This is a genomic window from Luteolibacter yonseiensis (assembly GCF_016595465.1).
GTDB classification, from domain to species: Bacteria; Verrucomicrobiota; Verrucomicrobiia; order Verrucomicrobiales; family Akkermansiaceae; genus Luteolibacter; species Luteolibacter yonseiensis.
The window spans coordinates 290,460-317,237 of record NZ_JAENIK010000011.1; the positions used below are offsets into that span (position 1 = coordinate 290,460).

The following is a 26,778-nucleotide window of genomic DNA, read 5'->3' on the forward strand; positions in this document are numbered from 1 at the left end:
TCAGCATGCCCGCGCGTTGTCGCGCAGGTAGCGGCGGATGAGCCCCCGGATGTCATCCGGACTCACCGGCTTCACCAGATGCTGGTCGAATCCGGCCGCCGCGGTGCTGCGCCGGTCGTCATCCGTTCCCCATCCGCTGAGCGCGACGATGGCCACGGCCTTGTCCGTCATGCGGATGATGCGCGCGGCATCCAGTCCGTTCATGCGGGGCATGCCCAGATCCATGCAGATCAGATCCGGCTGGAAGGTTTTCGCAAGCTCCACGGCTTCGATGCCGTCGTAGGCGGTGGCGCACAGCAATCCCTCCATCTCGAAGAACATCGTGAGGATGTCCGCGGCGCTTTTTCCGTCATCCACCACCAGCACCCTGGGTTTTTCCGTGGCAGGCGGGGCGGGAGAGTCCACCGTGTGGGTGGCGGATTCGCCGGCGTCCGATCCGGAGGAGATGACGATGGGGAGCAGCGCCGTGAAATCGCTTCCCCGGCCTTCGCCCTCGCTGGTGGCGTGGATCACCCCGCCATGCATTTCGATGATGGATCGCACCAGCGTGAGGCCGATACCCAAACCTCCTTCCGCAAGGCTGGAGCCTTGTTCGAAGAGATCGAACACCCGGGAAAGCTCTTCCTTGGGAATGCCCCGGCCATTGTCCTTCACCGTGATCCGCAGCATCTCTTCCTGCTCGACCCGGATTTCCAACCGGATCCTGCCCCGCTTGGGCGTGAACTTCACCGCGTTCGACAGCAGGTTGGAAACCACCTGTGCCAGACGGTGGGAGTCCGCCTCGATGATGATCCTCCCGCGTGGCATGTCGGTGACCAACTCCTGTTCGCGGGCGTCCATGGAGGGGGCGACGGTCTCGCAGGCGCTGTTGATCACGTCCTGCAGAACGACCTTGGAACGTTTGAGCATCACCTTGCCCGTCGAAATGCGGGACATGTCCAGCAGGTCGTCGATCAGGTGCACCATCTGGTCGACCTGGCGTTTCAGGGTCCCGGCGATGCCCCGCACCATCGTTTGGTCCGCGGGAGAATGCGCGATGACATCCACTCCCATCAGGATGGGAGCCAGGGGATTCCGCAGCTCGTGGGCCAGCGTCGCGAGGAACAGGTCCTTACGTCGGTCGGTTTCCTGCAGTTCCATAACCTGCCGTTTTTCCGACAAATCGCGCGTGATCTTGGCGAATCCCCGCAAGTTGCCGCCGCTGTCGTGGAGCGCGGTGATGATCACGTTTCCCCAGAACCGTGAACCGTCCTTCCGGATCCGCCACCCCTCGTCCTCGGTGCGTCCGTCCTCGATGGCGCGCCGCAGCAGCCGTTCGGGGAGTTGCGCCTCGCGCGCGTCCTGCGGATAGAAGGTGGAAAAGTGTCTGCCGATGATCTCATGCTGTTCATAGCCCTTGATCCTCCGAGCGCCCTGGTTCCAGGTCACCACGCGTCCGTCCACATCCAGCATCAGGATCGCGTAGTCCTGCACGCATTCGAGGAACAACCGGAAGCGCTCGTCGCTCTGGCGGAGGGATTCCATCGCCAGCATGCGCTCGGTGAGATCGCGAGTGATCTTGAGGAATCCTTCCAGCTCACCGTTGATTCCACGAATCGCCGTGATGGTGACATTCGCCCAGAAGCGTTCGCCGTCCTTGCGGTAACGCCACCCCTCATCGGACACCCTGCCGTTCCGCGCCGCGACCTCCAGCTCCTTTTCCGGCAATCCCGCCGCCTGATCCTCCGCCGAGTAGAAGCACCGGAAATGTTTTCCGATGATTTCAGGAGCTTGATAAAGCTTGGTGCGTTCCGCGCCCAGATTCCAATCCTGAATGTACCCTCCGACGTTCAGGGTGAAAATCGCATAATCCTCCACCGATGCCACAAGATAGTCGAAATTGTCCCGCTTTGCCTTCATTCCCACTGAATGCCCGGACCGGCTGTCAGAGGGAATGGAATCATCGCTGGGGGGCGCTGCAGGCATTCATCCATCTAGTCTTAAATCCAAAATCCGTCAATCGGCGAGCAAGGTCGGGTGGTCCAAAATACCCCTTACATCCTGCGACTGGAAGCGGCCTGGCAACCGTATATCGCTCGCTCGGGGATGTTGTCCGGAGTCACCCGTGTGGAGTCAAAACACAATCGAGGTTTGTTGGCTGCAAAGTGGGGTGGAGCTGTTTGAGACTTTCGATTTTCGAGTGCGGGACGGAGGTCATCTTGGGGTCGGGAGGCCGGAAAACCGGACACTCCTTGAAATTTACGATTTGCAAGACGGCTTCCAGGGACTTCAATCCCCGCCCCGTCCCATGAGCCACCCAACCTTCCGCATTGCCATTGGAGCCGATCACGGCGCCGTCGATCTCAAAAACGCCGTTGTCGCACACCTCAAGACTCTCGGTCACGAAGTCACGGATTACGGCACGGAAGGTTCGCAATCCGTTGACTATGCGGATTATGCGAATCTCGTCGCCCGCACGGTGGCGGATGGAACTTCGGACTTCGGCATCCTTGCCTGCACATCCGGCGTGGGCATGAGCATCGCGGCGAACCGCCACCGCCACGTCCGTGCGGCGAACGTCCGCAGCGTCGAGGAAGCCACCATTACCCGCCAGCACAATGACTCCAACGTCCTTTGTCTGGCCGGAAAATACACCGACGCCTCTACCGGAATCGCCATGGCGGAAGCATTTCTTTCCACCGCCTTCGAAGGTGGCCGTCACGAGTCCCGTGTCTGCAAGTCTTCCGGCAGCCGCATCGCCGAGACCGACCCGGCGGTCTACGCCGCCATCGTGGCCGAGGAACAGCGCCAGCGGAACAACATCGAGCTGATCGCATCGGAAAACTTCGCCTCACCCGCCGTCATGGAGGCGCAGGGCTCGCTGCTTACCAACAAATACGCGGAAGGCTATCCCGGCAAGCGCTGGTATGGCGGCTGCGAAAACGTGGACGTCATCGAGCAACTCGCCATCGACCGTGCCAAGCAGCTTTTCGGTGCGGAACACGCGAACGTCCAGCCGCACTCCGGTTCGCAGGCGAACACCGCCGTCTATTTCTCCGTCCTCAAGCCGGGCGACAAGATCTTCACCATGGACCTCGCCCATGGCGGTCACCTGACCCACGGGCACAAGGCGAATTTCTCGGGTCGCTTCTATGACGTCACCCACTACGGCGTGAGCAAGGACGACGAGCGCATCGACTACGCGGAACTGGAAAAAACGGCCCGCGAACTCAAGCCCGCCCTCATCACCGTGGGTGCCTCCGCCTACTCGCGCGTGATCGATTTCGAGCGCATGGGCAAGCTGGCCCGTGAAATCGGCGCCTACCTTTTTGTCGATATGGCGCACATCGCGGGCCTTGTCGCCGCCGGAGTCCATCCGAACCCCGTCCCGCACGCGGACTTCGTCACCTCCACCACCCACAAGTCCCTGCGCGGACCACGCGGCGGCATCATCCTCTGCAAGGAGGAGTTCGCGAAGAAGATCGATTCCCAGGTTTTCCCCGGCATCCAGGGCGGTCCGCTCATGCACGTCATCGCCGCCAAGGCCGTGTGTTTCGGCGAGGCGCTCAAGCCGGAGTTCAAGGAATACTCTGAACAGATCGTCAAGAATGCCCAGGCGATTTCCGCCCGTCTCACGCAACACGGCTTCCGCGTCGTCTCCGGCGGCACGGACAACCACGTGATGCTCGTGGACCTGCGGAACAAGAACCTCAACGGCACGGAAGCCTCCCACGCCCTCGACGAGGCCGGCATCACGGTGAACAAGAACGGCATCCCGTTCGACACCGGCAGCCCGATGAAGCCAAGCGGCATCCGCATCGGCACGCCCGCCGTCACCACCCGCGGCATGAAGGAAGCCGACGTCGAGCAGGTCGCGGATTTCATCGCCGAGGCCCTGGCCGACCACACGAATGTGGCGAAGCTCCACGCCATCCGCGAACGGGTCTTCGCCTTCAATCGCGCGTTCCCGCTGCCTTGGTAAGACTGGGGAGGCCTCGCAATCGGCCTGCGGACTGACATCCAGGCGGGGCATTTCCCATTCTTCGGATTTTTCAAGCCGTTGCACGCCAGGTGCCTCCGGCTTGTCTGCCGCGGTATCGGAGGTTTTTTTTGCACATCTCGTGTCGGAAAGCCCGCCAAGTCCACCATCCGGCGCATGATCGGAATGAACCGTATTTCACCTTCTACCCCGAATTTGGCTTTGCCACGGGGGGCGGGTTTGCAGAAACTCCGCCCAACTTCATGAGCAATCCTTTCCGCGAAGATCTCGTTTCCCGTTCCCGCGCAGAACCTTGCAGTATCGTCATCTTTGGTGCCACCGGAGACCTGACGCACCGCAAGCTCATTCCGGCGTTGTACAATCTGGCCGTTGATGGTGAGCTGCCTACGGGGGTGAAGATCATCGGATTCGCACGTCGTGAGAAGGCTGATGAAGAGTTCCGCACCGGACTCGAGGAGCTGAACAAGAAGGTTTCCCGCTCCGGACAGGACGAGGCGATCTGGCGTCCGTTCATCCAAACCGTTTCCTACCACACCTCGGAGTTCACGGACGCGGCGGGATACAAGAGTCTCGCCGACAAGCTCGACGCCATTGATGCCGAACGGGGAGGGAAAGGGAACCGCCTGTTCTACGTCGCTTCCGCACCGGAGTTTTTCGATGAAATCCTCATCAACCTGAAAAACGCCGGACTGAACGAGGCCAAGCCCGGCTGCTGGTCGCGCGTCATCGTGGAGAAGCCTTTCGGTACGGATCTGGCCACGGCAAAGCATCTGAACCAGGTGGTGAACGACACGTTCCACGAGAGCGACACCTACCGGATCGACCATTATCTCGGCAAGGAGACCGCGCAGAACCTGATGGTCTTGCGTTTCGCGAACTCCATTTTCGAACCTCTCTGGAACAGCAAGTACATCAGCCACATCCAGATCACCTGTGCGGAGAATCTCGGCATGGAAGGCGGACGCGGCGGATACTATGAGAAATCCGGCGCGCTGCGTGACATGGTGCAGAACCACCTGCTCCAGCTCCTCAGCCTCGTTGCCATGGAACCGCCGACGGATCTCTCGGCAGACGGCGTGCGTGACGAGAAGGTGAAGGTCATCCGCTCGCTCCGTCAGTGGGATACGCCGGAAAAGGTCGCGAAAAACGTCGTCCGCGCGCAATATACCGCAGGTCACATCGATGGCAACTCGGTGCCCGGTTACCGGGAAGAGGACCGCGTTTCTCCCGAGTCCGACACGGAAGCCTATGTGGCGGTTCGCCTGCTCATCGACACCTGGCGCTGGAGCGGGGTGCCGTTCTACATCCGCATGGGCAAGCGCCTGCCGAAGAAGTCCACGGAGATTTCCGTGCATTTCAAGGACGCGCCCTGCGTGCTTTTCAACGCCACCTGTGGCGGCGTACCGGGCGGGAACGTGCTCGTCATCCGCATCCAGCCGGACGAGGGCATCTCGTTGCGCATGGTTTCGAAGATCCCGGGCACCAGCCTGCGTCTGGAGCCGGTGAAAATGGATTTCCACTACTCGACCAGCTTCGGCAAGGGCAGCCCGGAAGCCTACGAACGGCTCCTGCTGGATGCCATCGCCGGCGATGCCACGCTCTTCGCCCGCCGCGACGAGGTGGAGGAGGCATGGAAATTCATCGACCACATCGAGCACGCCTGGCACCAGTCGGCCACGCCGCCGCCGATGGCCGAGTTCGTCGCCGGATCGTGGGGACCACGTGAGGCGGACCAGCTTCTCCAGCAGGACGGAAACCAGTGGCGCCGTCTTTGAAACAGCCCGAACCTGACAATTCCATGGCCGTTGCAACCATCCCCGCTGTTTGCCCTGAATTGGGCATCGAAGTTCCCGTCGCCGCCATCGACCGCGAGTTGCGGAAGCTTTGGGAGCAGGACGACGCGCGGACGAACGCCTCCCTGATGAACCTTGTGGTGTATTCGGAAAAGAAGGGCGCGCTCATCGAGAATTCCGAGATCATCCGCAATCTCACCCGCGAGCATGCCTGCCGCGCGATCTTGGTCGGCATCGATCGCGACGAGCCGGAACCGAGCCTGCGCGCGTGGATCACCGCGCATTGCCATCTGGCGGACGGGCGGAAATCCGTGTGCTGCGAGCAGATCGCGTTTCATCTGACGGGCCGTGTCACCGGCCGTTTCCGTAACACGGTGTTCTCCCATCTGAACTCGGACCTGCCGCTCATCTTCTGGTGGCAGGGCGAGCTTTCTGAGATCCTAACGGAGCGGCTGGTCAGTGTGATGGACCGCTTCATCATCGACAGCTCGGTTTGGGAAAATCCCGGCACCTCCTTCGCAATGATCGAGGAACGCTCGCAGGCGAATCCCGAGCTGGTCATCCAGGACCATGCATGGACGCGCTCATGGCAGTTCCGCGTGGGCATCGCCAGCCTGTTCGACGATCCCGCCGCGCAGGAAGCGTTGCCGGAGATCCAAAGCATCGAGATTTCCTATCATCCGGACCACCGCAACACGGCGCTCCAGTTGCTCGCATGGCTTACCGTGCAGGCAGGCTGGAGGGACGCGGAAAACGGCGAACCCTTCGCTCTCCAATCCGCTTCCGGCTCGCTCATCTCCGTGAGCCTGGCAACCGATGACTCGGGGCCGCCGCTCACGGCGGTGACCATCCGCGCCCCGCAGACCACCGTAAGCGTCAGCCAGGCGGCGGAAGCCTCCCATGTCGAGCGGCGGGTGGAAACCTCCACCTATCACGCCGTTTCCCTCTCGCCGGTCGACCCCGCCAGCCCGGCGGACCTTGTCGGAGTCCAACTCTCGCGTGGTGGGAAAAATTCACTCTATCAGAAGATTCTTCCGCGTTTCAGAGCGTTGTTGGAAGTTTGAAAAAAATGCGCTCCCCCCTTCTCTACGAATCCCATTGTCATACGCCGCTGTGCAAGCACGCCTACGGTGAGCCGGATGAATACGCCGCCGTGGCGCTGGCGCGTGGGTTCAAAGGCATCACCTTCACCTGTCACTGTCCTTTGCCGGATGGTTTCTCCTCCAGCGTGCGGATGGACCCGGAGCAGTATGACGACTACGTGGCGCTCATCGCCAGAACACGGGAGAACTTCGCGGGGAAACTGGATGTCCGGCTGGGCTTGGAAAGCGACTACTATCCCGGCGTGGAGCCGTGGTTGGAGAAACTGCATGCCCGGGTGCCTTTGAGCCATGTGCTCGGTTCGGTCCACTATCAGGTCAAGGACTACCGGAAAATCTATTACAAGGATGATGTCCGCGCGTATCAGGAGCTCTATTACGAGCACCTCGCCGAATCCGCGGAAACCGGGCTGTACGACACGCTGGCCCATCCGGATCTGATCAAAAACGAATCCCCGCGTGACTGGGATTTTCCGCGGATCCAGCCATTCATCGAGCGGTCGCTGGACCGCATCGCCGCGACCGGAGTCGCGATGGAACTGAACACCAGCGGGGTGAACAAGGCCCTTCCGGAGATGAATCCATCGCCTTCGCAGCTCCGCCTCATGTGCGAGCGCGGCATCCCCGTCGTCATCGGCGCGGACGCCCACGTGCCCGAGCGGGTGGGGGATGGCTATTTCACCGCGCTGAAATTGCTGGAGGCCGTCGGCTACACCGAGGTGAGTTACTTCATCGACCGCCAGCGGCAGAGCGTGCCGATCCAGGCGGCCATGGAGTCCTTGCGAGTGGTATGACGCTCAAGCATGTCTTGTAAAAGGATTCGTGACAGAATCCACCAGAGTTACGAAAGGACTCCATGAGCGGAAACGAGGCCGGAGGGAACTCCGCCAGGATGAGCACCGTGTTCCCACCAAACCATCATTCCATTCCATGTCTCTTCACGAATGCCTCTCTACCGGCAGCGTCCGTTTTCGGCCAGCTGTAGTAAAGTTGCTTTAGTGTCGAGTCACGATACTCTCCGTCTGGAATCGTCATCGCCCATTGTTCCGCCGCTTGAGGCTGATACCTGACGATCATCTCGGCATAGGCCCGGACGGCGATGTTTTTCATCGGTCCCGCGGGTGTTGATGCCAGCCATTCCCCTACGTTCCGATAGTCATCGGTTGTCCAATTGTTCACCCAGAAACGCGTCCGCTCTTTGGAGGCTTCGAGGGGAAGTTTGGTCCAAGAGTATTCAAGCCACATGCCCACCTCGTCAGGGATGACACACGCATAATAATAAGAACCGATACAATCGGAGATTTCTCCGGGTGTCAGTCTGGCGGACTCGAACCAATTCTTCAACTCATTGAGATTACCATTGCGATATGTGTGTGCGATGCTCTTGAGCATCGAATTCGAAAGGTTTTTCCGCAGCGTTTCGTCAGCGAGGCTCGCGCAATAATCGCGAAGCGCCACAACCATCTCCAGCTTTTGTTGGGTCGTCTGGAGATCCTGGACCATCTCTCCGAAAATTTTTTCGGAGGGCCGGACGTCCAGTTCATCAAAAAGTTGAAAGGCTTGCCTGGGATTTTTCCGCGCGGTCATTCTGATCAACGCGTTTTTTGACTGCTCGCCGTTGAAGTCGATCGGTCCGCCGCTGTTTTTCCGGATCCAGCGGGCCGCTCCCATGGGGTCGATATCAGACAACTGAAAAAACGCTCCATACAGGATCTCCTCCGATCGCCTGTCATCCTTGAACAAGGGAGCTGTGAAATTCAGCATGTCGAGCGAGGAGAGGGGGGCTTTCAACGCCAGGAACTGATGTGCCGCCAATATGATTTTCTGTCGGATCGCTTTCGATATTTCCGGCTCCTCCAGGATCTTCGAAATCAATGATTTCAAGCTTTCGGAATCAAGTGATTCCAGTGGTTCCCAAAGAGGGAGCATGAACTCGTCAAGCTGCTCGAAAGATGGACTGTCCTGCTTCCCCAGTGCTTTCATCCTGCTTTGGAAATCGAAGCAGCTGATGACCAACAATCTGACGGTTTCCTTACCGTCCTGTCGCGGGCGTTTGGTGTCCTGGTTCCGGCTCCCCGGCTGGCTGGCTGCAGCCATCTCCCGCTTGTGGACCTCTGTGGTGAGCTTGCCGAGGTTTTCGCGGGCCGCCTTGAGGCGGTGGTGGTTCAGCCATCCCAGGGAGAAGGCGATGGAAAGGATGGCGGCGGTGAGATAGACAGGTGCTCTCATGGTCCGATGGGTGACTATTTGAATCTCTCCAAGATCGACTCGCGCTGGGTTTTGTCGGTGATCTTCTCAGCAAGTTTTCTACAAATCATCCGATTTGGTTCGTCCTTGGGATAAGCGGTGTCCAAAAAGTGAAACAGGATCGATTCGCCGTCCCCGGATTCGTAATATTGGTTGATCAGCTCGAGAGCTTCGGGAAACTTCATTTGAAAGTTTTCTTGGAATGAAGCCAGTCCGAGGGTGTAGCCCGTGACTTCCCCCAGCTGTTGGGGAGCTTCGCTGGATACCCAGGCCCTGATCGCATCCACATCATCCGGCTTGAGCATGCGTTGCATCATGATGTGGAGCGACACGCCGCCGATGACCTGCCTGACTGCGGCAGCCCTCTCGGTGGAGGTGGCTTCGATCTGGTCGAAATATTCGGAAACTTTGGAGCAGTCGTCTCCCTCCGCCCGGGCGCTTGCCTGCAGGGACAACGCGTAGTTGCATTCAGACTCGGACAGTCCTTCCCGAGCCAGCCGGGCGAATGCGAGAGGGTCGATCTCTTTCGTCGTGGTATCGATCGACTGGATGGCCCTTTTCCTATCTTCTTCACCGAGGGTTGCGGCGCGGGTTTTGGCCGCGGCCGGGTCTGAGCGCAACAAAGCAGAGATCACATAGGTTTCAAAGAAAGCTCTGGACCCGCCGCTTCCATCGAGCTTTTTGGAGGTAAGGCGTCCGGCGGCGATTTGTTCGTCCAACCATAGGATGGCACGCGCCTGATCCTTTTTAATCCAATTTCCGAACGCCATGCGTAACATTCTTCCCGAGTTGTCGTCCTTCCCGATTTGATCTCCGAAATTCACCAACACCGCTTCCGGATCGATCTCGACGAGTCTCGGGTGAAGCTTGTTCTCCAGAGTCGATCGATCAGCATTGGTGAAATTGAGGGAGTTGACCTCTCGGATGGACCGGGTCAATTCTTCGACTGACATGGAGGCCACCCGTTTCTCAAATTGTTTGAGTATGACCTCATCGTTGAGACGGCTGACCAGTTCCTTCCAATCGATCGGCGACCTTTCATCGGCTGATGAAAGGCGGGTGCTCGATCTGGCGACTTTTTCCATATTCATTGCGAGCCTGTCCCGCATGAGGCTGCCCTGGTGCTCCACATCGGCAATGGAATGCCGTTGATATTCAATCAGGAGGGCGGCCCCGATCAGTGATGCGAGCGGAGCAATGATTGATGTGGTTTTCATCGCGGTGGTTGTAATGAGGGTGATGAATCCGATTGCCGGGACCGTGCTCGTGGTGGTGGCGACGATGGCTTTGCTGGCCAGTTTGGAAATCAAGGGAGCCGCCGCTTGTGAGTCCGTGGCGAATCCAGCGAGCATCGCCGCAGCCAATGAGCCGCCCGTCACACACCCGCGTCTGGCAAGTTTTCCACGCAGGCGTCCGGTTGCCCGGTCGATGCGTTTTTGGGCGGCGTCGGTGGCGATGCCCAGGGTGGTGGCGATTTCACGGACGGTGAGGGATCGGTAGAATCTCAGCAACAGGGCTTCGCGGTCTTTTTTAGACAGGGAGGCGAGGGCGTCATCAAGCACGGGTTGCATTTCTTTCCAGATCTCGTCCTGCGAGTGGGAGGGTCCGGTTTCCATGGAGGTTTGGAAAAGTTGGCGTTTTCGGTTTTCCCGCTGGGATTTGCGGATCAGGTTCTTTGCCTGCATCAGGGCGGTGGTGTGCAGCCAGCCACCGAGGGAGGCGCAGGTGGTGAGGGATTTCGCCTTCCGTGCCAGCGTGATGAAGGTCAGTTGGGAAACCTCGCCTGCCATCGAGTCGTCGCCGCACGTCCTCCTCGCGGTCGCGTGGACCAAGCCGGCGTAGCGGGCGACGAGCGCGTTGAACGCGGCTTCCCGCCGCTGGCCCAGCCATTCTTTGAGCAGTTCCGGATCGGATGGCGTGGTCTGTCCCATATTTTGAAATAGAGTGTCATGCTCCTTCGGAAGGCGGACAAAAAAAATGGAGAAATTCAAAGCGCCGGTATGGGACGTCCGCTTGTCCTTACGGACGGGGAGGTTGCGAAAATGATGCTGGCGGACGGGTGATGGGCGGCCGATCTTTCCGGAGGAGATCCATCATGGTGTTTTCTGATCCGAGGCCGCGATTTGCCAATTTTTTCGAACGTGAGTCGCTGAGGCCGGACTTCGATCGGGCGATCCGTTCGATGATCGCTTTTCTCATCCCGCTCATCGCGGCTCAGGCGGGGTGGCTGCGCATCGATCCGGTGCACGCGTGCATCACCGCGCAGACGATCGCGATGGTGGACGTGCGCGGAGCCTATTCGTTGCGGCTGGGTTTGCTTCTGAGCATGACGGCGGTGCTGACGCTCTCCGTATTGCTCGGGCGCCTGGGAGCGGACAGCCTGGCCATCGCGCTGCCGGCCACGGCGCTGGTCGTGATGGGCGGTGGAGTGTGGCGGCATCTGAGCTCGGACTATGGCCCGGGTCTGGCGGTCTCGAGCGGGTTGTTGTTTTTCGTCTCACTCGCACCGGACGCTCCGACGGCACAGGCCCACCACCCCGCGTTGGCAACGTTCTGCGGCGGGTTGCTGGGGGTGATGCTGCAGGTTTCGCTGTGGCCGATCCATCCCCAGCATCCGCTGCGACGGACGGTGGGGGACAGTTGGATCGCGCTGGCGGAATTGCTGGAGGTGATGTCTCCCGAGACGCGGGGCGACGCACAAACGATCCGGGACAGGGAAATCACCCTGCGTGCCTCGCTGAACGATGCCCAAGCGACCTTGCACGCGTCCAAGCGCCATTCCGGCAAGGTGCTGCGGCATCTGGAACTGCTGAACCTGGCTGCGGCGCGGCTTTCCTTGCGGATCATCGCGTTCCGGACGGCCCTGGAAAACTTCGAGAAATGTCCGGGACATGCCTCGTTCGAGGCGGGACTGACCCCTGTCCTGTCATCGCTGGCGAACACCGCCCGGACCGTCGCGCTTGCGGTGGTTTCCGGACAACCGTCCTACTGGGAGTCGTTCGAAGTGCGGATGAAACGTCTGGAAACCTTGCTTGCCGTCGCGCGGACGCGGGTGGCTTCTCAATTCGGCGATTCGACGGCCAGCTCCCAACTGGTTGAAATCCTGAGCCAGATCGAGGAGCAACTGCCGATCGTGCGGGAGGCTCTGCAGGCGACCTTGGAGCGTACGACGCTGGAGCGGGCGGCGTTTTCACTGGAGCTTTTCGACCTCGGCACGCTGACCTTGCGACCGCTCGGAGCGATTCTGAATTTTTCAAAACGCCTCGAACCCGCGTTGGTCCGGCACACGGTCCGGGCGATCCTGCTGAGCATCATCGGTGTGGTTTTTTTCAAGTGGAGCGGATTCCCGCATGGTTACTGGCTGCCGTTCACGATGCTGGTCGTGTTGCAGCCGGACTTCGGTTCCACGCGGGAAAAAGCCGCGCAACGGGTTCTCGGCACGCTTGCAGGAGGTCTCATCGCCAGCAGCCTGCTGTGGCTTCATCCACCGCTTCCGGTGTTGTTCGTGGCCATCGGCATCACGATCTTCGCTTTCGGGTATTTCGTGAAACGGAACTACGCCGTGGCCGTGGTATTCATCACCCTGATGGTGGTGCTGCTCACGGAGTCCCATCACCCGGTCACCCTGGCATTCACCCTCGAGCGGATGGGCAGCACTTTTGCAGGCGGATTCCTATCGTTGGTCGCCGCGCTGATCTTCTGGCCCGAATGGGAGCGTGACCGGTTTCCGGGCATTCTGGCGAAGTCGATGGAATCGAATTTCGCCTACCTCAGCCTCATCGCCTTCCGTCTCAAGGATGGTGGTCCGGATGATGATGAGCTCCACCAGGCGCGCCAGGCCGTGGAGAACGCCAACAGCGAGGCTTTTTCCTCACTGAAACGCATGAACGGCGATCCGAAAAACCGCCGCGACGGACTCCGCCAGGCCGCCGCCCTTGCGAATGGAAACCAGCGCATCACCAATGCCCTTACCGTGATCGCCCTCCATCTGAACGATCAGAAAACGCGCCATCCCGAGATGCTCGCCCATTTCACCCTCATGGCGGACGCCGCGTTCCAGGCGCTCATCGAGACGGAAACAACGGGCAAACCCTCCGTCCGGATCGACTCCGCCGCAGAGGAGTTGAAAAATTTCCATCTGCCGGAAATCGAACCCGACCACCTCGATGGCGAGCGTTTCCGCGAACCTTGGACTTATCCCCAGCTCGTCCGGATCGTCACCGAACTGGACGCGATGCTGCTCATCGCCCGGTCCACGGGCCCGGCGTGAGGGTCATGTCAGACGTAGGGCCTCACCGGCACGCCGCGCTCGGCGAAGTGTTGTTTCGCCTCGGCGATCGTGTGCTTCTTGAAGTGGAAAATGCTGGCTGCCAGCACCGCGTCCGCCTTGCCGGCGTCCAGCACGTCCACCATGTGGTCGAGATTTCCCGCGCCGCCGCTGGCGATGACCGGGATGCCGATGGCCGAGGAAACCGCGGCGGTCAGCTCGATGTCGTAGCCGGCCTGGGTGCCGTCCGAGTCCATGCTGGTGAGGAGGATCTCACCCGCACCACGCCGCCAGACCTCCTTGGCCCACTCGACGGCGTCGAGGCCGACCGGCTTGCGGCCGCCGTGGGTGTAGACACCCCATTTGCCGGGGCCTTCGCGTTTCGCGTCGATGGCGACGACGATGCACTGGCTGCCGAAGGCTTTCGCCCCGGCATCGACAAGCGATGGATTCGTCACGGCGGAAGTGTTCACGCCGACCTTGTCCGCGCCCGCGAGCAACATTTCCCGCATGTTCTCCACACTGCGGATGCCGCCCCCCACGGTGAGCGGGATGAAACATTTTTCCGCCGTGCGGCGGACGACGTCCACCATCGTGTTGCGGTTGTCGGAGGACGCGGTGATGTCGAGAAAGACGAGTTCGTCAGCCTGCTGGAGATTGTAGGCGATGGCGCATTCCACCGGATCACCGGCGTCGATGAGGTCCACAAAGTTCACGCCTTTGACCACGCGGCCATCGGTCACGTCCAGGCAGGGGATGATTCGTTTCGCAAGCACGCGGGAACCATGGCAAGCCAGCACGGTGAGGCAAGTAAAACGCCGGGCTTTGTCATTTCTGCCGTTTCAGATCCTCACGCAACAGGGTGAGGAACCGCAGCAGCGCCGGGTTGGTGTCGCCCGCGTTCCATGCCGCGCTCACCGACCATGCGGCTTCCTTGTCCTTCAGCCGGTGCAGCCTCATGCCTTCGAAGCGGGCGCTCCAGAAGGATTCGGGAATGATCGCGACGCCCAATCCGGCCCGGACCAGCGCGATCGCGGTCATGAATTCCGGCACCTGCTGGATGACCCTGGGCTGGAAGCCGTGCTTCGCGCAAAGCTGGAGCATGTGGGTGCGGAATCCCGGCGAACGCTCTTCGGAAATGGCGACGAATGGTTCGTTCCGGCAATCCGCGAGTTTCAGGTTCGCGGGAAGAGAGGAGAGCGAGGATGAGACCAAGGCCAGCCGGTCCGTGACGGCGGGCAGGGTTTTGAGATCCTTGGACACCGGCAGCCGGACGAAACCAAGATCCAGTTTTCCGGAGGCCAGCGCCGCCAGTTGCTCCGCCGTGGACATGTCCTTCAGGCTCACATCGATCTCCGGGGCCATTTCACGCAACTTCACGATCAACCGGGGGACGAGCTCAAAGGTGTGGAATCCGAAACCGAGGTTGAGCTGCCCCGCCTCGCCGGTGGCCAGGCGCTGTCCCCGGTCAACCAGTTCGTCGAACGACTGCAGGGTGGTTTTCGCTTCCCGCAAGAACTGCGTTCCCAACGGGCTCAGCGCGGTTCCCTGTTTTCCCCGCACGAAAAGCCGTCCGCCGAGATCCTCCTCCATGCGGCGGATCTGCTTGGTGAGGGCCGGCTGGCTGAGGTTCAACAGCCGCGACGCCTTGCCGAAATTCAGCTGTCCGGCCAGGAGGACGAAGGATCGGAGTTCTCGGATGTCCATAACCAGAGGTTATCACATCGATGAAATAATGCCATTGGAAGAATTTCAACGGATGAGGGAGGATGAGCGCGTGAACGAAACCACCGCAGATGAGGCCGGTTTGTCCGCAGGATGCGGACCGGCTGTTTCCTCCAGGCCACGCATCGCCGCGTCATTGTTCTTCCTCGTGGACGGGATGATCTTCGGCACCTGGGCCACGTTGATTCCGTCGTTCAAATCGAAATTCGGGCTGACGGAGGCGGATCTCAGCATCGCGCTGCTCGGCATGGTCATCGGAGCCATCGTCTCGATGCCCGTTGCCGGACAATCCATCGCGCGCCGTGGCAGCCGGGCGAACCTGAACTTCCTCGCTCCCGGATTCTGCATCGCGCTCGTCCTGCTGGCCATCGCACCGGGTTTCCCGACATTTGTCGCCGCCGCGACCCTTTTCGGCGCGTTCAAGGGCGCGTTCGATGTTTCGGTGAACGCGCAGGGCATCGCGATCGAGAACTCGGTCGGCAAGCCCATCATCGCCACCTTCCAGGCGCTTTGGAGCATCGGCGGACTGCTTGCCGCGCTGGCGGTGGGTTTTGCCCTGAGACTGGGCGCGGGAGCGGTTCCGATCGCCCTGACCGTATCCGCCGCGATGATCCTGGTGGTCGTTTCCAGCGCGGGCAGCCTGTTGGCCGGGGACAAGGCGCCTTCCAAAACAGGAGGGGGATTCAAATTTCCCAACGGCAAATTGCTGAAAATCGGGATACTCGCTTGCATGGCCCTCTTCACCGAGGGGGTCATGATGGACTGGAGCGCTGTTTACAGCAGCACGGTGTCCGGGGCGGCACCATGGCTCGCGCCGATCGCATACGGGATTTTCTCGTGCTGCATGGCGGCGGGGAGGTTGTCGGGTGATCATCTCATCGGGCGCCACGGGCCGTTGAAGATCCTCAAGACCGGAGGCTGGCTCACGACCGCGGGCCTGGTGGTGATCATCGGCATCCATGAATGGCCGGCGACCTTCTTCGGTCTCGCGCTGGCGGGCTTCGGTCTGGCGAATCTGGTTCCCATCCTTCTTGGTGCGGGTGGCCGCGCCCATGAGGGCGGGGTGGGGCAAGGTGTCGCCGCCATTTCCATGATGGGCTATTTCGGCTTCCTCGCGGGGCCGCCGCTCATCGGTGGCATCAGCCACTTCATCGGATTGCCAGGGGCGTTCGTGGTCGTCATTCTTTTCTCAGCCTTCATCGCGCTCCGGGGAAACCTCCTGCTCGGCGCGCCACCAACCACCACCGAATCATGAACACACCCTCGCTTTCCGACACACTGGCCGATGCCCGCGGCATTCTCTTCGACATGGACGGAGTGCTCATCGATTCCGAACCGATCCATGAGAAAGCCATCATCGCGCTCACGGCCGAGCTGGGGGACGCGCTGGACGACGAAGCCATCCTGTATTCCTTCAAGGGCGCGCCCGAGAAAAGCATGGCGGCAAGGTTGCTGGAAATGTATCCCGGCCAGAAGCGGACGGCGGAGGAGATCATCCGCCGCAAGATCGAGCTGTTCGCGGAGATCTTCCATCACGTGACCTTGGTCGACGGGGCGATGGAATTCCTCGCGAAAAGCCACGCCGCCGGGCGCAGGCACGGGCTCACCACCTCGGCATCCCGCGCGACCCAGGGACAGGCGTTTGATACCTTCGGCTTCGGGAAATACTTCGATACCATCGTCACCGGTGAGGACATCACGCGCGGCAAGCCGGACCCCGAGCCGTATTTGCTCACGGCGGAAAGGCTCGGCCTGGAGACCAGGGATTGCATCGTCATCGAAGACTCCATCAATGGCGTGCTGTCGGGGAAAGCGGCGGGCTGCCGGGTCGTCGCCATCACCGGAACCTTCCCGGTGGAACAGCTGCTCCGCGCTGGTGCGGATTTCATCATCCACGGCTTCGACGAACTGAGTTGAGCCCGGGTGGAAAACAAAACGCCCGGCCGCGCGGAGCGGCCAGGCGTTCTGGTGAAATTTGGGAAATCAGACTGGAAATCAGTCGAGCTTCGGCTTCCCAACGCGGCGGACGGCACCGAAACGCTTTTGGAATTTGTCGATGCGTCCTTCGGTGTCCACGAACTGGGCGAGGCCGGTGAAGAACGGATGCGAGTCGGACGTGATGCCGATGGAGATGATGCTGTGTTCCACGCCATCGATGACTTCCTTCTTTTCGGAAGACTTGGTCGAGCGGCTGATGAAACGCTTGCCGGTGGTCATGTCAACGAAGACGACCGGATTGTATTTCGGATGAAGGTCCTTTTTCATGGGAAGTGGTGGTCCGGCACGTTACCGACGCGGCGGAAGGCGGAGAGTGGCTGAATTCGCCCACCTGTCAAGCCACTAGCTTCAGGGAAAATCACAAAATTGAAATAAATGAAATTTAATCCTTGCGTAATAAATTACGTGGTTTGGGATAGGCTCCCGTTTTTTTGAGTCGCTTTTGTCACAGGAGGGTGTATCATCGCGTCGTTATGGCAATTACCACGAAACGTACCCGCTTCTCACGCCGTCTTCCAGACCACGTTACCGACGAGCTCTGTAACGTCCTTGCCGAAAAGAAAATCTTCGGTTTCAACGATCTCTTCGAGCGCGTATTCGCCAATCTCAAAGTCCGTAACGCCGTAAGTGGCGGTGAAGAAATGCTCCGCCTGCGCGCTTACGAAAAGCTGCAGAATCTCGTGACCCGCGGCCTCGTCGAGAAAATCGGCAAGGAATACAAGGGCACATCCCGCGTGCACGAAGCATCGAGCGCCTTCGCCGCTGCCGAGGCAGCCGCCCAGGACGACGCCTGATGTCGACTTTTGAAAAAAGCCCGCGCCTTTCCGGAAGGCGCGGGTTTTTTTGTGCCTATTTTTTCCTACCCATTTGCCCCGGGGAATTCTAAGACCACTGCGTCAGCCCGTCCCGCCAATGCCACAAGATTACCTTCCAGTTCTTTTCCAGATCCTGATCGCGCTCGGATTCGCCTGCTCCACCCTCACGGCGAGTGTGATCTTCGGTCGTTCGGGCAAGCGGAACGCGACAAAGGACTCTGCCTACGAGTGCGGCATGTTGCCGGTCGGTGATGGCGCTCCGCGTTTCTCGGTGAAGTTCTATCTGGTCGCGATGCTGTTCGTGATTTTCGATATCGAGGTGGTCTTCATGTATCCATGGGCCGTGCAGTTCCGCGATCTCGCGGCCCAGGGTCCCGCCGCCCTCATCAGCATGGCGGGTTTCGCCGGGATTCTGGTATTCGCCTACGTCTACGCCCTGAAGAAGGGCGCCCTGAGTTGGAAATCCTGAGCCTCCGGCGATGATCCACCATGCGGCCTACTTCCAGCTCAAGCCAGAGGTGGATGCGGCCGGGTTGGAAGAGCTTGTCCGGACGAGCCGCAGCCTGCTGCTGAAGATCCCGGAAGTTCTTTCCGTCAGATCCGGGCGGAACATCGATCCCTCCTGCCAGTGGCAGTTCTATTTTTCCATCGAGGTTGATTCACTGGAAAAATTGAGAATCACGCTGGACGATGCCCATCATCTGAAATTGCTGGAAAAGTGGATCAAACCGAAAACGATGGCGGAATTTTCCATGACTTACGAGTTGGATCCCTCCAAAAATCTGAAGCATTCATAGTGCGAATGAGGGGAATTGGTATGAATCAGGCTTGAAACCTGCTCTGCCACATCACAAGTTCCGCCCCCCTGCGGCCTCGGTCGCTATTTCACCAGAACAATGGCCTTCCCGATTCAAATTCCAAATGACGCTCCGTTCACCGCGGAGCAACGCGCATGGCTGAACGATTTCCTCTCCAAGGCCCTGGCCCTTGGAGCGCAACAGGCGGCGGCCGCGAGCGGTCCGTCTGTGCCGGTCACCGTGCTTTACGGGTCACAAACCGGGACTGCGGAAGGCCTGGCCAAGAAACTCGTGAAATCGCTGAAAAAAGGCAATTTCGAGGTGGAGCTTCACGACATGGCCGCCTACGACCGCGCGCGGTTGGCCGGGGAGAAAAACCTGCTGATCATCACCTCCACCTATGGGGATGGCGAACCACCCGACAGCGCCGCCGAACTGCACGGCTGGCTGTTGGGCGATTCCGCGCCCCAGCTCCCGGCCCTGTCTTACTCGGTGCTGGCACTGGGGGACAGCAGCTATCCGGATTTCTGCAAGTGCGGCATCGAGTTCGACACCCGCCTCGCCGCTCTCGGAGCCAAGCGCATCTCCGCCAGGGTGGACGTGGACGTGGATCCCGACGGTCCTTACGCCGAGTGGTCCGCGGCGGTGATCGCGACCCTCGCGCCGGGCGGAGCGGGGTCTTCCGGCGGGGAGGCATCCGCGGATTCCGCTGAAACCGGTTTCTCCAAAACCAACCCGTTCCCGGCCGGTGTGGTGGAAAACTACAATCTCAATGGAGCAGGGGAAAAGCAGACAAACCAGATCGCCCTCACGCTCGAAGGCTCCGGACTCGAATACGAGGTCGGCGACGCGCTCGGGGTTTATCCGTTGAATCCGCCGCAGGTGGTGGATGAGATCATCGCCAATCTTCCCTTCAAGGCAGGTGACGTCCCCGCGCCGAACGGTGGCGAGGTTTCCCTGCGTGAGGCCTTGATCCGTTATTACGACATCGGTTCGCTCAACAAGTCCATCATCCAGAAATGGCAGGCGAAAAGCGGTTCGCCATTCCTCCGCTCGCTGGTTGAGGCGGACGACAAGAAAGCCTACGACGATTTCTGCTGGGGCCGTGACCTGATCGATCTCGTCATCGACCACCCTGCGGATTTCACCGATGGCGAGGAGTTCGTTTCCATCCTGAAGAAACTCCAGCCACGGCTTTACTCCATCGCCTCCAGCCCGCGGGCGCATCCGGGCGAGGTCCACCTGTGCGTGGGCATCGTGCGTTACGAATCCTTCGGCCGCAAGCGTGGCGGCATTTGCTCCACCTTCCTGGCCGACCGCCTCACCGGTGGGGAAAAACCACGGGTTTATGTCCATGGGAACAATGCTTTCCGCCTGCCGGCGGATACCGCCACGGATGTCATCATGTGCGGCCCCGGCACCGGCATCGCCCCGTTCCGCGCGTTTCTCGAGGATCGCAAGGCAACCGCCGCGACGGGGAGGAACTGGCTGTTCTTCGGCAATCCGCACCAGGCGACCGACTACCTCTATCAGGACGAGATCGAAAGCTACATTGCGGACGGCACGCTGACGAAGTTCGACGCGGCATGGTCGCGCGACCAGAAGGAGAAGCTCTACGTCCAGCATCTCATGGTGCGGAACGGTGCCGAACTCTGGGCCTGGCTCAGCAAGGGTGCGGCCTTCTATGTCTGTGGAGATGCCTCGCGCATGGCGAAGGATGTGGATGCCGCGCTGCACAAGGTCGCCGAGGAACATGGCAACCTGACCGCGGAAGAAGCCACGGCTTTCATCTCCCAGCTGAAGAAGGAGAAGCGCTACCTGCGCGACGTCTACTGAGCGGTTCTTGGAAAATCAAAAGGCCACCGGTTTCCATCTCGGAAACGGTGGCCTTGATTTTTTTCAGCGTGCTTCAGCGGCGGCGCATCTGCTCTTCCACGAAGATCTCGGCGAGGCGGAAGCAGCGGCGGGAGAGGTCCTTGGCGTCGTTGTCACCGATGAGCGCCACACCTTCCTCGCTCACTTCGGCAAGGTAGATTTTCCACGCCATCTTTGTCAGGAGGTCAGGATCGATCTTCGGACGGGGAGCCTGTTGCTGCTGTGGCTGCGGATTGGGGCGGGGTTGTTGCTGCTGTTGCTGGAATGAAGCGGTGGACTCGGCAGGTTTCTGTTCCTGCGCCACGACCTGGGCATGGATCTCCTCGGACTGGGACGAGGTTGGAGCGTTTTGTGATCCTTCGGACTGGCCCTTGCCCTTTTTACGACGGCGGCGCTTGCGCTTGCTGGACTCGGACTGCGAATTGCTTCCTCCCGATGAGGCGGCTTCAGGTTCCGGCCACTCGCCACCCTCCTGGGTTGGGGATGGCTCGGCATCTTCCTCGGGTGCGCGTGCGGGAGTCTTGGGGAATGGAATGCTGGCGATTTCGGCGGCAGGAGCGGCTGGCGCCTCAGGTGCGGGTGCCGGGGTGGCGGCCTCTGCGGGAGCGGGTGTCTCCACCGGAGCGGCGACCTCGGCGGCCGCAGGTGCGGCGGCTTTCTTCGCGGTTTTTTTAGGGCGTGGGGTGGAAGCTTTTTTCGCACGCGGGGCTGCCTGTGCGGCAGGTGCGGAATCATTCTCTGTTAGAGGTTCTTTTTCGTCACTCATGTTGCTGGAAGAGGAAACTCCGTTGGGGTGCCGGGCGTCGAGAAGAATCCCACGGAGCATGCCGCGAGCAGTGGTTTCCTTTTCATGAGCGGGATGGCACATTCACCAGCGCAAAAAAAACGGAGCCGTGCGAACGGCTCCGTTTTGTGGGAAACTGGATTTTCCTGAAGAAGTCAGAACGGGATGTCGTCGTCTTCCTGATACTCGTCCGCAGGGGCTGCGGTGGCACCTTGCCGTGGTCCGGAGGACTGTTGCTGGGGGGCGGAGGATTGCGGACGGTCGGAATAGCCGCCACCACCGCCGGAGTTGTTTCCGCCGGGAGTGTTGCTGCCGAGGAACTGCATCACTTCTCCGACGATGCGGAGCTTGCTGCGTTTCTTGCCGGTCTCCTTGTCGTCCCAGGTATCGAGCTGGAGACGGCCTTCGATATAAACGGAGCGGCCTTTGCCGAGATATTGCTGGGCGAGCTCGGCCTGGCGTCCCCAGAGGGTGACATCGACGAAGGTGGTCTCTTCCTGCTTCTGGCCTTGGTCGTTGTTCCAGACGCGGTTGATGGCGAGGCCCAGTTCCGCGACGGCGGTGCCTTTCGGTGTGTGACGCAGCTCGGGATCCCGGGTGAGATTTCCGATGAGCATGACTTTGTTGAGATTTGCCATAACGGGTTGGAGTGCTCTGAGTTTCTAGGACGGGCGGGAATGCCCGCGCGGCTTACGCGAGGCGGGAGTAGTGCTGGAGGTGCACGTGATCGTTGAGTTTCAGGCGGCTCTGGATCTTCTTGATGGTGTCGGGCTCGCCACCGAAGGTGTAGTTCACGTAGTGGCCGGAGGCAAGGTGGCGGGACTCGTAGGCGAATTCACGACGGCCGAGCTGGGCGACCTTCTCGATCTTGGCGCCTTCGGCTTGGAGTTCTTTGGAAACGGAGCTGACGAGTTCGTCAACGGTGCCTTCGAGGGACTTGGTGTTAAGAACGATCAGTCCTTGGTATTTGCGGCTCATCGGATGGTGATGGAGGTGGATTGTTGCGGGTGTGATAGCGGTTCGCCGCGGCGGCGATGCCTTGGGAGCGCGAAAGCTGCACGGCTTCCAGCGCGGTGGCAAGCATGTTTTCCAGCACCGGGCGTTCGTCCGGGGCGAATTTCCCCAGCACATGGCCGACCATTTCGCCGGGCTGGCTGCCGCCGATGCCGAGTTTGAGGCGGGGGAATTCGTCATTCCCGAGGTGCTGGAGGATGGACTTGATGCCGTTATGCCCTCCGGCGCTGCCCTTTTCGCGGAAGCGCAGCGAGCCAAGGGGCAGGGCGACATCGTCGTAAATGACGAGCATCTGTGCGGGGGGCCATTTGTGAAACGAGAGGACCTGCTGGATGGCGCGACCGCTCAGGTTCATGAAGGTCTGGGGTTTCAACAGGATGGTGCCCGAACCGGGGAGCTTGGCCATGTGGCTCTGCCATTTCGGCACGGACTGGAAAGCTGCTCCGGAGGCCGCGGCGAGGCGGTCCAGCACCATGAAGCCGACGTTGTGGCGGGTTTCTTCATATTGACGCCCGGGATTGCCGAGGCCGACGATGAGGGTGAAGGACATGGGAAAGGATAGGGGATGGTGGATCGGAGTTAAGAGATTGGAAGCTTCGCTTCCGGAGCCGTGGTCTACAATCCCCGATCTCTGCAAATTCCATCCGGGGACGACGGGGACGCCGGACTGGTGAGTACAAAAACGCCCGGACCGCGTGAGCGGGCCGGGCGCTTTGATTTAAGAAGCTTGAAGCTTACTTGGTTGGAGCTGCGGCTGCTTCGGAAACGGCTGCGGCTGGCTTGCCAATGTGGGCGACGACGACATCCGCCGCGTGCGTGGCGCGGACGCCGGCGGGGAACTTGATGTCACCGATGTGGAGGGACGCGCCGATTTCGAGAGCGCTGATGTCCACCTCGATGGTCTCGGGGAGATCGTTCGGAAGGCAGAGGATTTCGATGGCGTGCACGTATTGCTCGACGAGGCCGCCGGCCTTGACACCGACGGACTCACCGTTGAGGTGGGTCGGGATGTGGGCGGTGATTTCGGTCTTCTCGTCGATGGCGCGGAAGTCCACGTGGAGGACGGAGCCGGAAAGCGGGTCGTGCTGGACGGACTGGAGGAACGCGAGGCGGGTGCCTTCGCCTTCGATGTCGAGATTGATGAGGATATTTTCCGAGCTGCTGTGCGCGAGGAGTTCGGAGAAGGTCTTGGCGTCAACCTTGAGGTTGTGCGCTTCGACGCCGCGTCCGTAGATGACGGATGGGAGCCAACCTTCGCGGCGCATTTGCTTGAGGCGTCCGGATCCGCTGCGTGCGCGCGGGGCGGCTTTGAGTGATGCTTTTTTAGCCATAACGATGATGTGTTGTAATGGTCCGCCGGGGATAACTGCACCCAGGTCGGGGCGCAGGGTCTAGCGGGGGCGCGGCGGGGTGTCAAAAGGAAAGAGGTGGAGACCCGGACTTGAAGATTTGAGGCGGGAAAAGGAATCGCCTGATGAGTAGGAGAAAAGGGGGCGGTGGGTGCTGTTCAATTTCTGAATGTGCTTTTGGAACACGCTTGATTCTGCCGCCGGACAGGATGTCCACGGCACGTAGCGTTCAGGATGAACGCGCTCCTTTCAGAGGCAGCGGCGGTGCGTTGTTATTCTGACGATGATGACTGCTCCTGCAGGGCATCCTGTAAGGAGGAAACCGCGCCGATGTTGGAAAATCCGAAAGCTTCGTGGAAAGTCCAGAGGCTTCGTTTCTTGGGTATCAGGGCGGGTTGGCCGCTGCATGATACGAAAAAGGCCGCCGGAGCGGATGCTCCGGCGGCCTAGAACGATTCCGGCTCTTCAGCGGCGGTGCGCGGGGCGGGGCGGAGTCTTTTTCCTGATGGTGACCGCGGGTTCCTCCGTTACCGGCGGGGTGGGACGGGTGGTGCCGACCTTGTCATTCACGGGGGTGATGGCATCCGGCGGTGGCAGGACGCCGGGCCCGTCGGCGAATTCGCGGGTGCGTTGGGAGACCTTGTAGCGTTCGTCCATTTCGGTCTGCACGTTGCTGAGCGAGCGCTCGTTGTTCACCACGGACGGTTGCATGAAGACCATCAGCTCGGTGCGGTCCTTGTTCTTGGTGGTGCTGCCGAACAAGGGGCCGATGTAGGGGATGGTGGACAGGATAGGGATGCCGCTCTTGTCCTTGGTGTCCCGGGCGATGATCAGGCCGCCGAGAACGATGGTTTCCGCATTGGGCACGGTGACCTTGGTGAGGATCTCCCGGGTGGAAATCCGGGGAACGGTGAGGTCTCCGCCGTCACCACCACCACCGGCGATGGTCTGGGTGCCGTTTTGTTCGTCGCTGAGCAGAGCGATCTGCATGGTGATCTCGTTGTCCACGTTCACTTGCGGGATGACCTCCAGTTTCAGGACCACGTCCTGATATTCGATGTTGGTGGACGAGTTGCCGCTGGATCCGTAGCTGTTGCTGCTCGTGGGAATGGCGATGCGCTCACCACTGGAGATGGTGCCTTTCTGGTTGTTGGAAGTGAAGATGCTCGGGCGGGACAGCACGGTGAAATCCGTCTTCTGCTGCAGGGCGTTCAAGTAGACACTCAGGTTGTTGCCGATTTTTCCGTAAACCTGCAGACCGGACGAATTACCCAGGCTGCCGGGATTGAACGGGTTCTGGTCCGGCACGGCGGGGATGTATCCTGGCGTGTTGGGAGTGCCCACGGCGGGGCTGCCCTTGATGATCTGGTTGAGAATCGGCAGGACCGGACCGCCACCGCCACCGCCACGGCCGGCGAAGTCTCCGTTTCCAAGTCTGAGGTAGTCCAGGCCGAAGGTGAAATTATCGTTGAGCGTGAGCTGGCCGATGACGGTGGAGATCATGACCTGATCCGGTTTCACGTCGATCTGGTCGAGCAGGCGTTCGATGATTTCCAAGCCGGATGGAGGGCCTTGGACGACGATGGAGTTGGTGATGTTGTCGGCGACGAGCAGGGTGCGCCCGACAAGGACGGACTCCGGAGCCGAGCTGACGTTCGGATCGCTGAGCGAGCTTCCGCCACCGCTGCTGCTGCTTCCGCCGCCTCCACCACCGAAGCCACCTCCGCCGCCGCCACCGAAGTTGGCACCCGTGCTGCCGGAACTACGGCCACTGCCTTGCGAACCGCCGGATTGGCGGCTGCTGGCCTGGGTGTTGCTGCGGTTTCCGCCTTGCTGGCCTCCGCCGCCGCCTTGGGCCGCGCCGCCACCACTTTCACCCGTGCCGCTGAACGCACGGGTGAGCGCGTCGCCGGCGATGGGGAGAAACTCGGATACCGTGAGGAAGCGGAGCTTCCGACGGAGGAAGTTCTTCTCGCTGGTTTCGATGTCGAACTCCCGGACAAGTCCTTCCACGAAGACCAGGTCCACCGGACGCCCCATGGCGAAGATACGGTTCGTGCGAGGATCCGGGATGATCTGGACGGGAGTGGACTCGGAGCTGCCGCCGCCATCTGCCCCACCACCTCCACCGGCAGGAGCGGGTGCTCCGCCGGGCGCGGCGGGTGCAGCGTTGTTCACGCGTTGGATGCCGGCGGTGGTCTGCGTGGATTGTTGTGCCGTGAGAAGCTCGGTGAGCGTGGTCGCGATTTCGGTGACGTCCGCATACTGGACCTTGATGAAACGGCTGGCGACTTGTGACGAGGGTTTGTCGATCTCCTTTTTGAGGTCGATGAGCTTGCGGATCAGCGAGGTGTTTTCCGTGATGACAATCGCCGATGCATTCGGGACGGCGGCGATGGAGCCGTAGGCACCGAACTGTCCGATGATCTGGGTGAAGGTGTTGACCGCTTCGCCCGGCTTGATGTTCGAGAGGGTCATGACATAGGAAATGACCTCATCGCCCTCAGGCAGCGTGTCATTCTCATTATAAACCGCCAGACCGATCTGGGGAGGCCGGGTGCCGCCGGTGGCGAGGGTGAGGATGTCCACATCCGGATTGTTCGGATGGGGGACAAAGATGAAGTTCTCAATGGTGGCGGCCATTTTCAGCAATTCCGCGGCCTGCGCGTATGTCAGGGGGTCCTGGGGCGTGGCTTCCTGAACAAAGGCGAACTCGGCGGTGGATGCCGCGGCGGAAACAATGACCCGGCGGCCGGTGAATTTCCGATAGAATCCGGCGAGCGCGTTACCGCTGAGTTTCGGCTCGTTGATGCTCTCGTTGATTTTTTGGTTGGCGAGAGGAACCCCTGCCTGGGCCGGTGGAAGGTTTGCGGCGGGATTCGCCGCGGGAAGTCCTGCGGCGGGTGGAGGCACGACTCCGGGAACGGGAACGCCGGGTGGGGTAGGGGTTTCTTGGCCTGTGGCGGCGGTGAGACCGAGAAGGAGGAATGCGAGAGAGCGTTGGAAGGACATGGAAGCAGGCAGGTATTTTAAAA

Annotated in this window: 23 protein-coding genes; 11 read left to right on the plus strand and 12 right to left on the minus strand. The window is 60.6% G+C overall.

Translation table 11 applies throughout. The features are described 5' to 3' along the window. The gene (locus tag JIN84_RS10920) at window positions 1-1,899 is read right to left on the minus strand and encodes a PAS domain-containing hybrid sensor histidine kinase/response regulator (protein ID WP_200351081.1); all 1,899 of its coding nucleotides are present in this window, start codon (window positions 1,897-1,899) and stop codon (window positions 1-3) included. 388 nt (window positions 1,900-2,287) lie between these two features. Here JIN84_RS10920 and JIN84_RS10925 point away from each other — a divergent pair, with 388 nt between their 5' ends. The 4 genes from JIN84_RS10925 to JIN84_RS10940 all read left to right on the plus strand — a co-directional run bounded on the left by JIN84_RS10925 (window position 2,288) and on the right by JIN84_RS10940 (window position 7,666). Further along, window positions 2,288-3,961 carry a serine hydroxymethyltransferase gene (locus JIN84_RS10925; protein WP_200351082.1) on the plus strand — a complete coding sequence of 558 codons (1,674 nt, stop codon included), beginning with the start codon at window positions 2,288-2,290 and terminating at the stop codon, window positions 3,959-3,961. A 260-nt stretch (window positions 3,962-4,221) separates the two neighbouring features. Continuing rightward, window positions 4,222-5,754: a glucose-6-phosphate dehydrogenase gene (gene zwf, locus JIN84_RS10930; protein ID WP_200351083.1), complete on the plus strand. Its 1,533-nt coding sequence runs from the start codon at window positions 4,222-4,224 to the stop codon at window positions 5,752-5,754. 23 nt (window positions 5,755-5,777) lie between these two features. Further along, on the plus strand, window positions 5,778-6,836 hold the full coding sequence (locus JIN84_RS10935) for a glucose-6-phosphate dehydrogenase assembly protein OpcA (RefSeq protein WP_200351084.1): 1,059 nt from the start codon (window positions 5,778-5,780) through the stop codon (window positions 6,834-6,836). 5 nt (window positions 6,837-6,841) lie between these two features. After that, window positions 6,842-7,666 carry a histidinol-phosphatase gene (locus JIN84_RS10940; RefSeq protein WP_200351085.1) on the plus strand — a complete coding sequence of 275 codons (825 nt, stop codon included), beginning with the start codon at window positions 6,842-6,844 and terminating at the stop codon, window positions 7,664-7,666. Window positions 7,667-7,790: 124 nt separating this feature from the next. Here the strand turns inward: JIN84_RS10940 and JIN84_RS10945 are convergent, their stop codons facing one another. Next, on the minus strand, window positions 7,791-9,101 hold the full coding sequence (locus JIN84_RS10945) for a hypothetical protein (RefSeq protein WP_200351086.1): 1,311 nt from the start codon (window positions 9,099-9,101) through the stop codon (window positions 7,791-7,793). 14 nt (window positions 9,102-9,115) lie between these two features. Further along, a complete protein-coding gene (locus JIN84_RS10950) occupies window positions 9,116-11,050 on the minus strand; it encodes an RNA polymerase sigma factor (RefSeq protein ID WP_200351087.1) in 1,935 nt (644 codons plus the stop codon). 251 nt (window positions 11,051-11,301) lie between these two features. Between JIN84_RS10950 and JIN84_RS10955 the strand changes: the two genes are divergently transcribed. Continuing rightward, window positions 11,302-13,389 carry an FUSC family protein gene (locus JIN84_RS10955; RefSeq protein ID WP_200351088.1) on the plus strand — a complete coding sequence of 696 codons (2,088 nt, stop codon included), beginning with the start codon at window positions 11,302-11,304 and terminating at the stop codon, window positions 13,387-13,389. A gap of 8 nt (window positions 13,390-13,397) precedes the next feature. On the opposite strand, the gene hisF is transcribed toward JIN84_RS10955, so the two are convergent. Then, the gene (hisF, locus tag JIN84_RS10960) at window positions 13,398-14,162 is read right to left on the minus strand and encodes an imidazole glycerol phosphate synthase subunit HisF (protein WP_200351089.1); all 765 of its coding nucleotides are present in this window, start codon (window positions 14,160-14,162) and stop codon (window positions 13,398-13,400) included. A 52-nt stretch (window positions 14,163-14,214) separates the two neighbouring features. Beyond that, entirely contained in the window at window positions 14,215-15,093 is an 879-nt protein-coding gene (locus tag JIN84_RS10965; protein WP_200351090.1) for a LysR family transcriptional regulator, read from the minus strand. A 52-nt stretch (window positions 15,094-15,145) separates the two neighbouring features. On the opposite strand from JIN84_RS10965, the gene JIN84_RS10970 reads away from it, so the two are divergent. Together JIN84_RS10970 and JIN84_RS10975 are read left to right on the plus strand one after the other, a co-directional pair. Then, entirely contained in the window at window positions 15,146-16,366 is a 1,221-nt protein-coding gene (locus JIN84_RS10970) for an MFS transporter (RefSeq protein WP_200351091.1), read from the plus strand. Further along, the gene (locus tag JIN84_RS10975) at window positions 16,363-17,028 is read left to right on the plus strand and encodes an HAD family hydrolase (RefSeq protein WP_200351092.1); all 666 of its coding nucleotides are present in this window, start codon (window positions 16,363-16,365) and stop codon (window positions 17,026-17,028) included. Before JIN84_RS10970 ends, JIN84_RS10975 begins: the two co-directional genes overlap by 4 nt. Window positions 17,029-17,106: 78 nt before the next feature. Here JIN84_RS10975 and JIN84_RS10980 read toward each other — a convergent pair whose 3' ends face one another. Further along, window positions 17,107-17,376 carry a type B 50S ribosomal protein L31 gene (locus tag JIN84_RS10980; protein WP_200351093.1) on the minus strand — a complete coding sequence of 90 codons (270 nt, stop codon included), beginning with the start codon at window positions 17,374-17,376 and terminating at the stop codon, window positions 17,107-17,109. A gap of 206 nt (window positions 17,377-17,582) precedes the next feature. Here JIN84_RS10980 and JIN84_RS10985 point away from each other — a divergent pair, with 206 nt between their 5' ends. The 4 genes from JIN84_RS10985 (at window position 17,583) to JIN84_RS11000 (ending at window position 20,557) form a co-directional block, all read left to right on the plus strand. Further along, the gene (locus JIN84_RS10985) at window positions 17,583-17,903 is read left to right on the plus strand and encodes a helix-turn-helix domain-containing protein (RefSeq protein WP_200351094.1); all 321 of its coding nucleotides are present in this window, start codon (window positions 17,583-17,585) and stop codon (window positions 17,901-17,903) included. Window positions 17,904-18,021: 118 nt separating this feature from the next. Next, entirely contained in the window at window positions 18,022-18,393 is a 372-nt protein-coding gene (locus JIN84_RS10990) for an NADH-quinone oxidoreductase subunit A (protein ID WP_200351095.1), read from the plus strand. Window positions 18,394-18,403: 10 nt separating this feature from the next. After that, a complete protein-coding gene (locus JIN84_RS10995; protein ID WP_200351096.1) occupies window positions 18,404-18,721 on the plus strand; it encodes a Dabb family protein in 318 nt (105 codons plus the stop codon). Window positions 18,722-18,820: 99 nt separating this feature from the next. Next, complete coding sequence (locus tag JIN84_RS11000; protein ID WP_200351097.1) at window positions 18,821-20,557, plus strand: diflavin oxidoreductase; 1,737 nt, start codon at window positions 18,821-18,823, stop codon at window positions 20,555-20,557. 73 nt (window positions 20,558-20,630) lie between these two features. On the opposite strand, the gene JIN84_RS11005 is transcribed toward JIN84_RS11000, so the two are convergent. The 6 genes from JIN84_RS11005 to JIN84_RS11030 form a co-directional block, all read right to left on the minus strand. Next, complete coding sequence (locus tag JIN84_RS11005) at window positions 20,631-21,362, minus strand: hypothetical protein (protein WP_200351098.1); 732 nt, start codon at window positions 21,360-21,362, stop codon at window positions 20,631-20,633. A gap of 173 nt (window positions 21,363-21,535) precedes the next feature. Continuing rightward, a complete protein-coding gene (locus JIN84_RS11010) occupies window positions 21,536-22,018 on the minus strand; it encodes a single-stranded DNA-binding protein (RefSeq protein WP_200351099.1) in 483 nt (160 codons plus the stop codon). A 52-nt stretch (window positions 22,019-22,070) separates the two neighbouring features. Continuing rightward, window positions 22,071-22,358 carry a 30S ribosomal protein S6 gene (rpsF, locus tag JIN84_RS11015; RefSeq protein WP_200351100.1) on the minus strand — a complete coding sequence of 96 codons (288 nt, stop codon included), beginning with the start codon at window positions 22,356-22,358 and terminating at the stop codon, window positions 22,071-22,073. After that, window positions 22,324-22,944 carry an aminoacyl-tRNA hydrolase gene (pth, locus tag JIN84_RS11020; protein WP_200351101.1) on the minus strand — a complete coding sequence of 207 codons (621 nt, stop codon included), beginning with the start codon at window positions 22,942-22,944 and terminating at the stop codon, window positions 22,324-22,326. Before pth ends, rpsF begins: the two co-directional genes overlap by 35 nt. 184 nt (window positions 22,945-23,128) lie before the next feature. Continuing rightward, window positions 23,129-23,725: a 50S ribosomal protein L25 gene (locus tag JIN84_RS11025; protein WP_200351102.1), complete on the minus strand. Its 597-nt coding sequence runs from the start codon at window positions 23,723-23,725 to the stop codon at window positions 23,129-23,131. 483 nt (window positions 23,726-24,208) lie between these two features. Further along, window positions 24,209-26,755: a secretin N-terminal domain-containing protein gene (locus JIN84_RS11030; protein ID WP_200351103.1), complete on the minus strand. Its 2,547-nt coding sequence runs from the start codon at window positions 26,753-26,755 to the stop codon at window positions 24,209-24,211. Window positions 26,756-26,778: the final 23 nt, after the last annotated feature.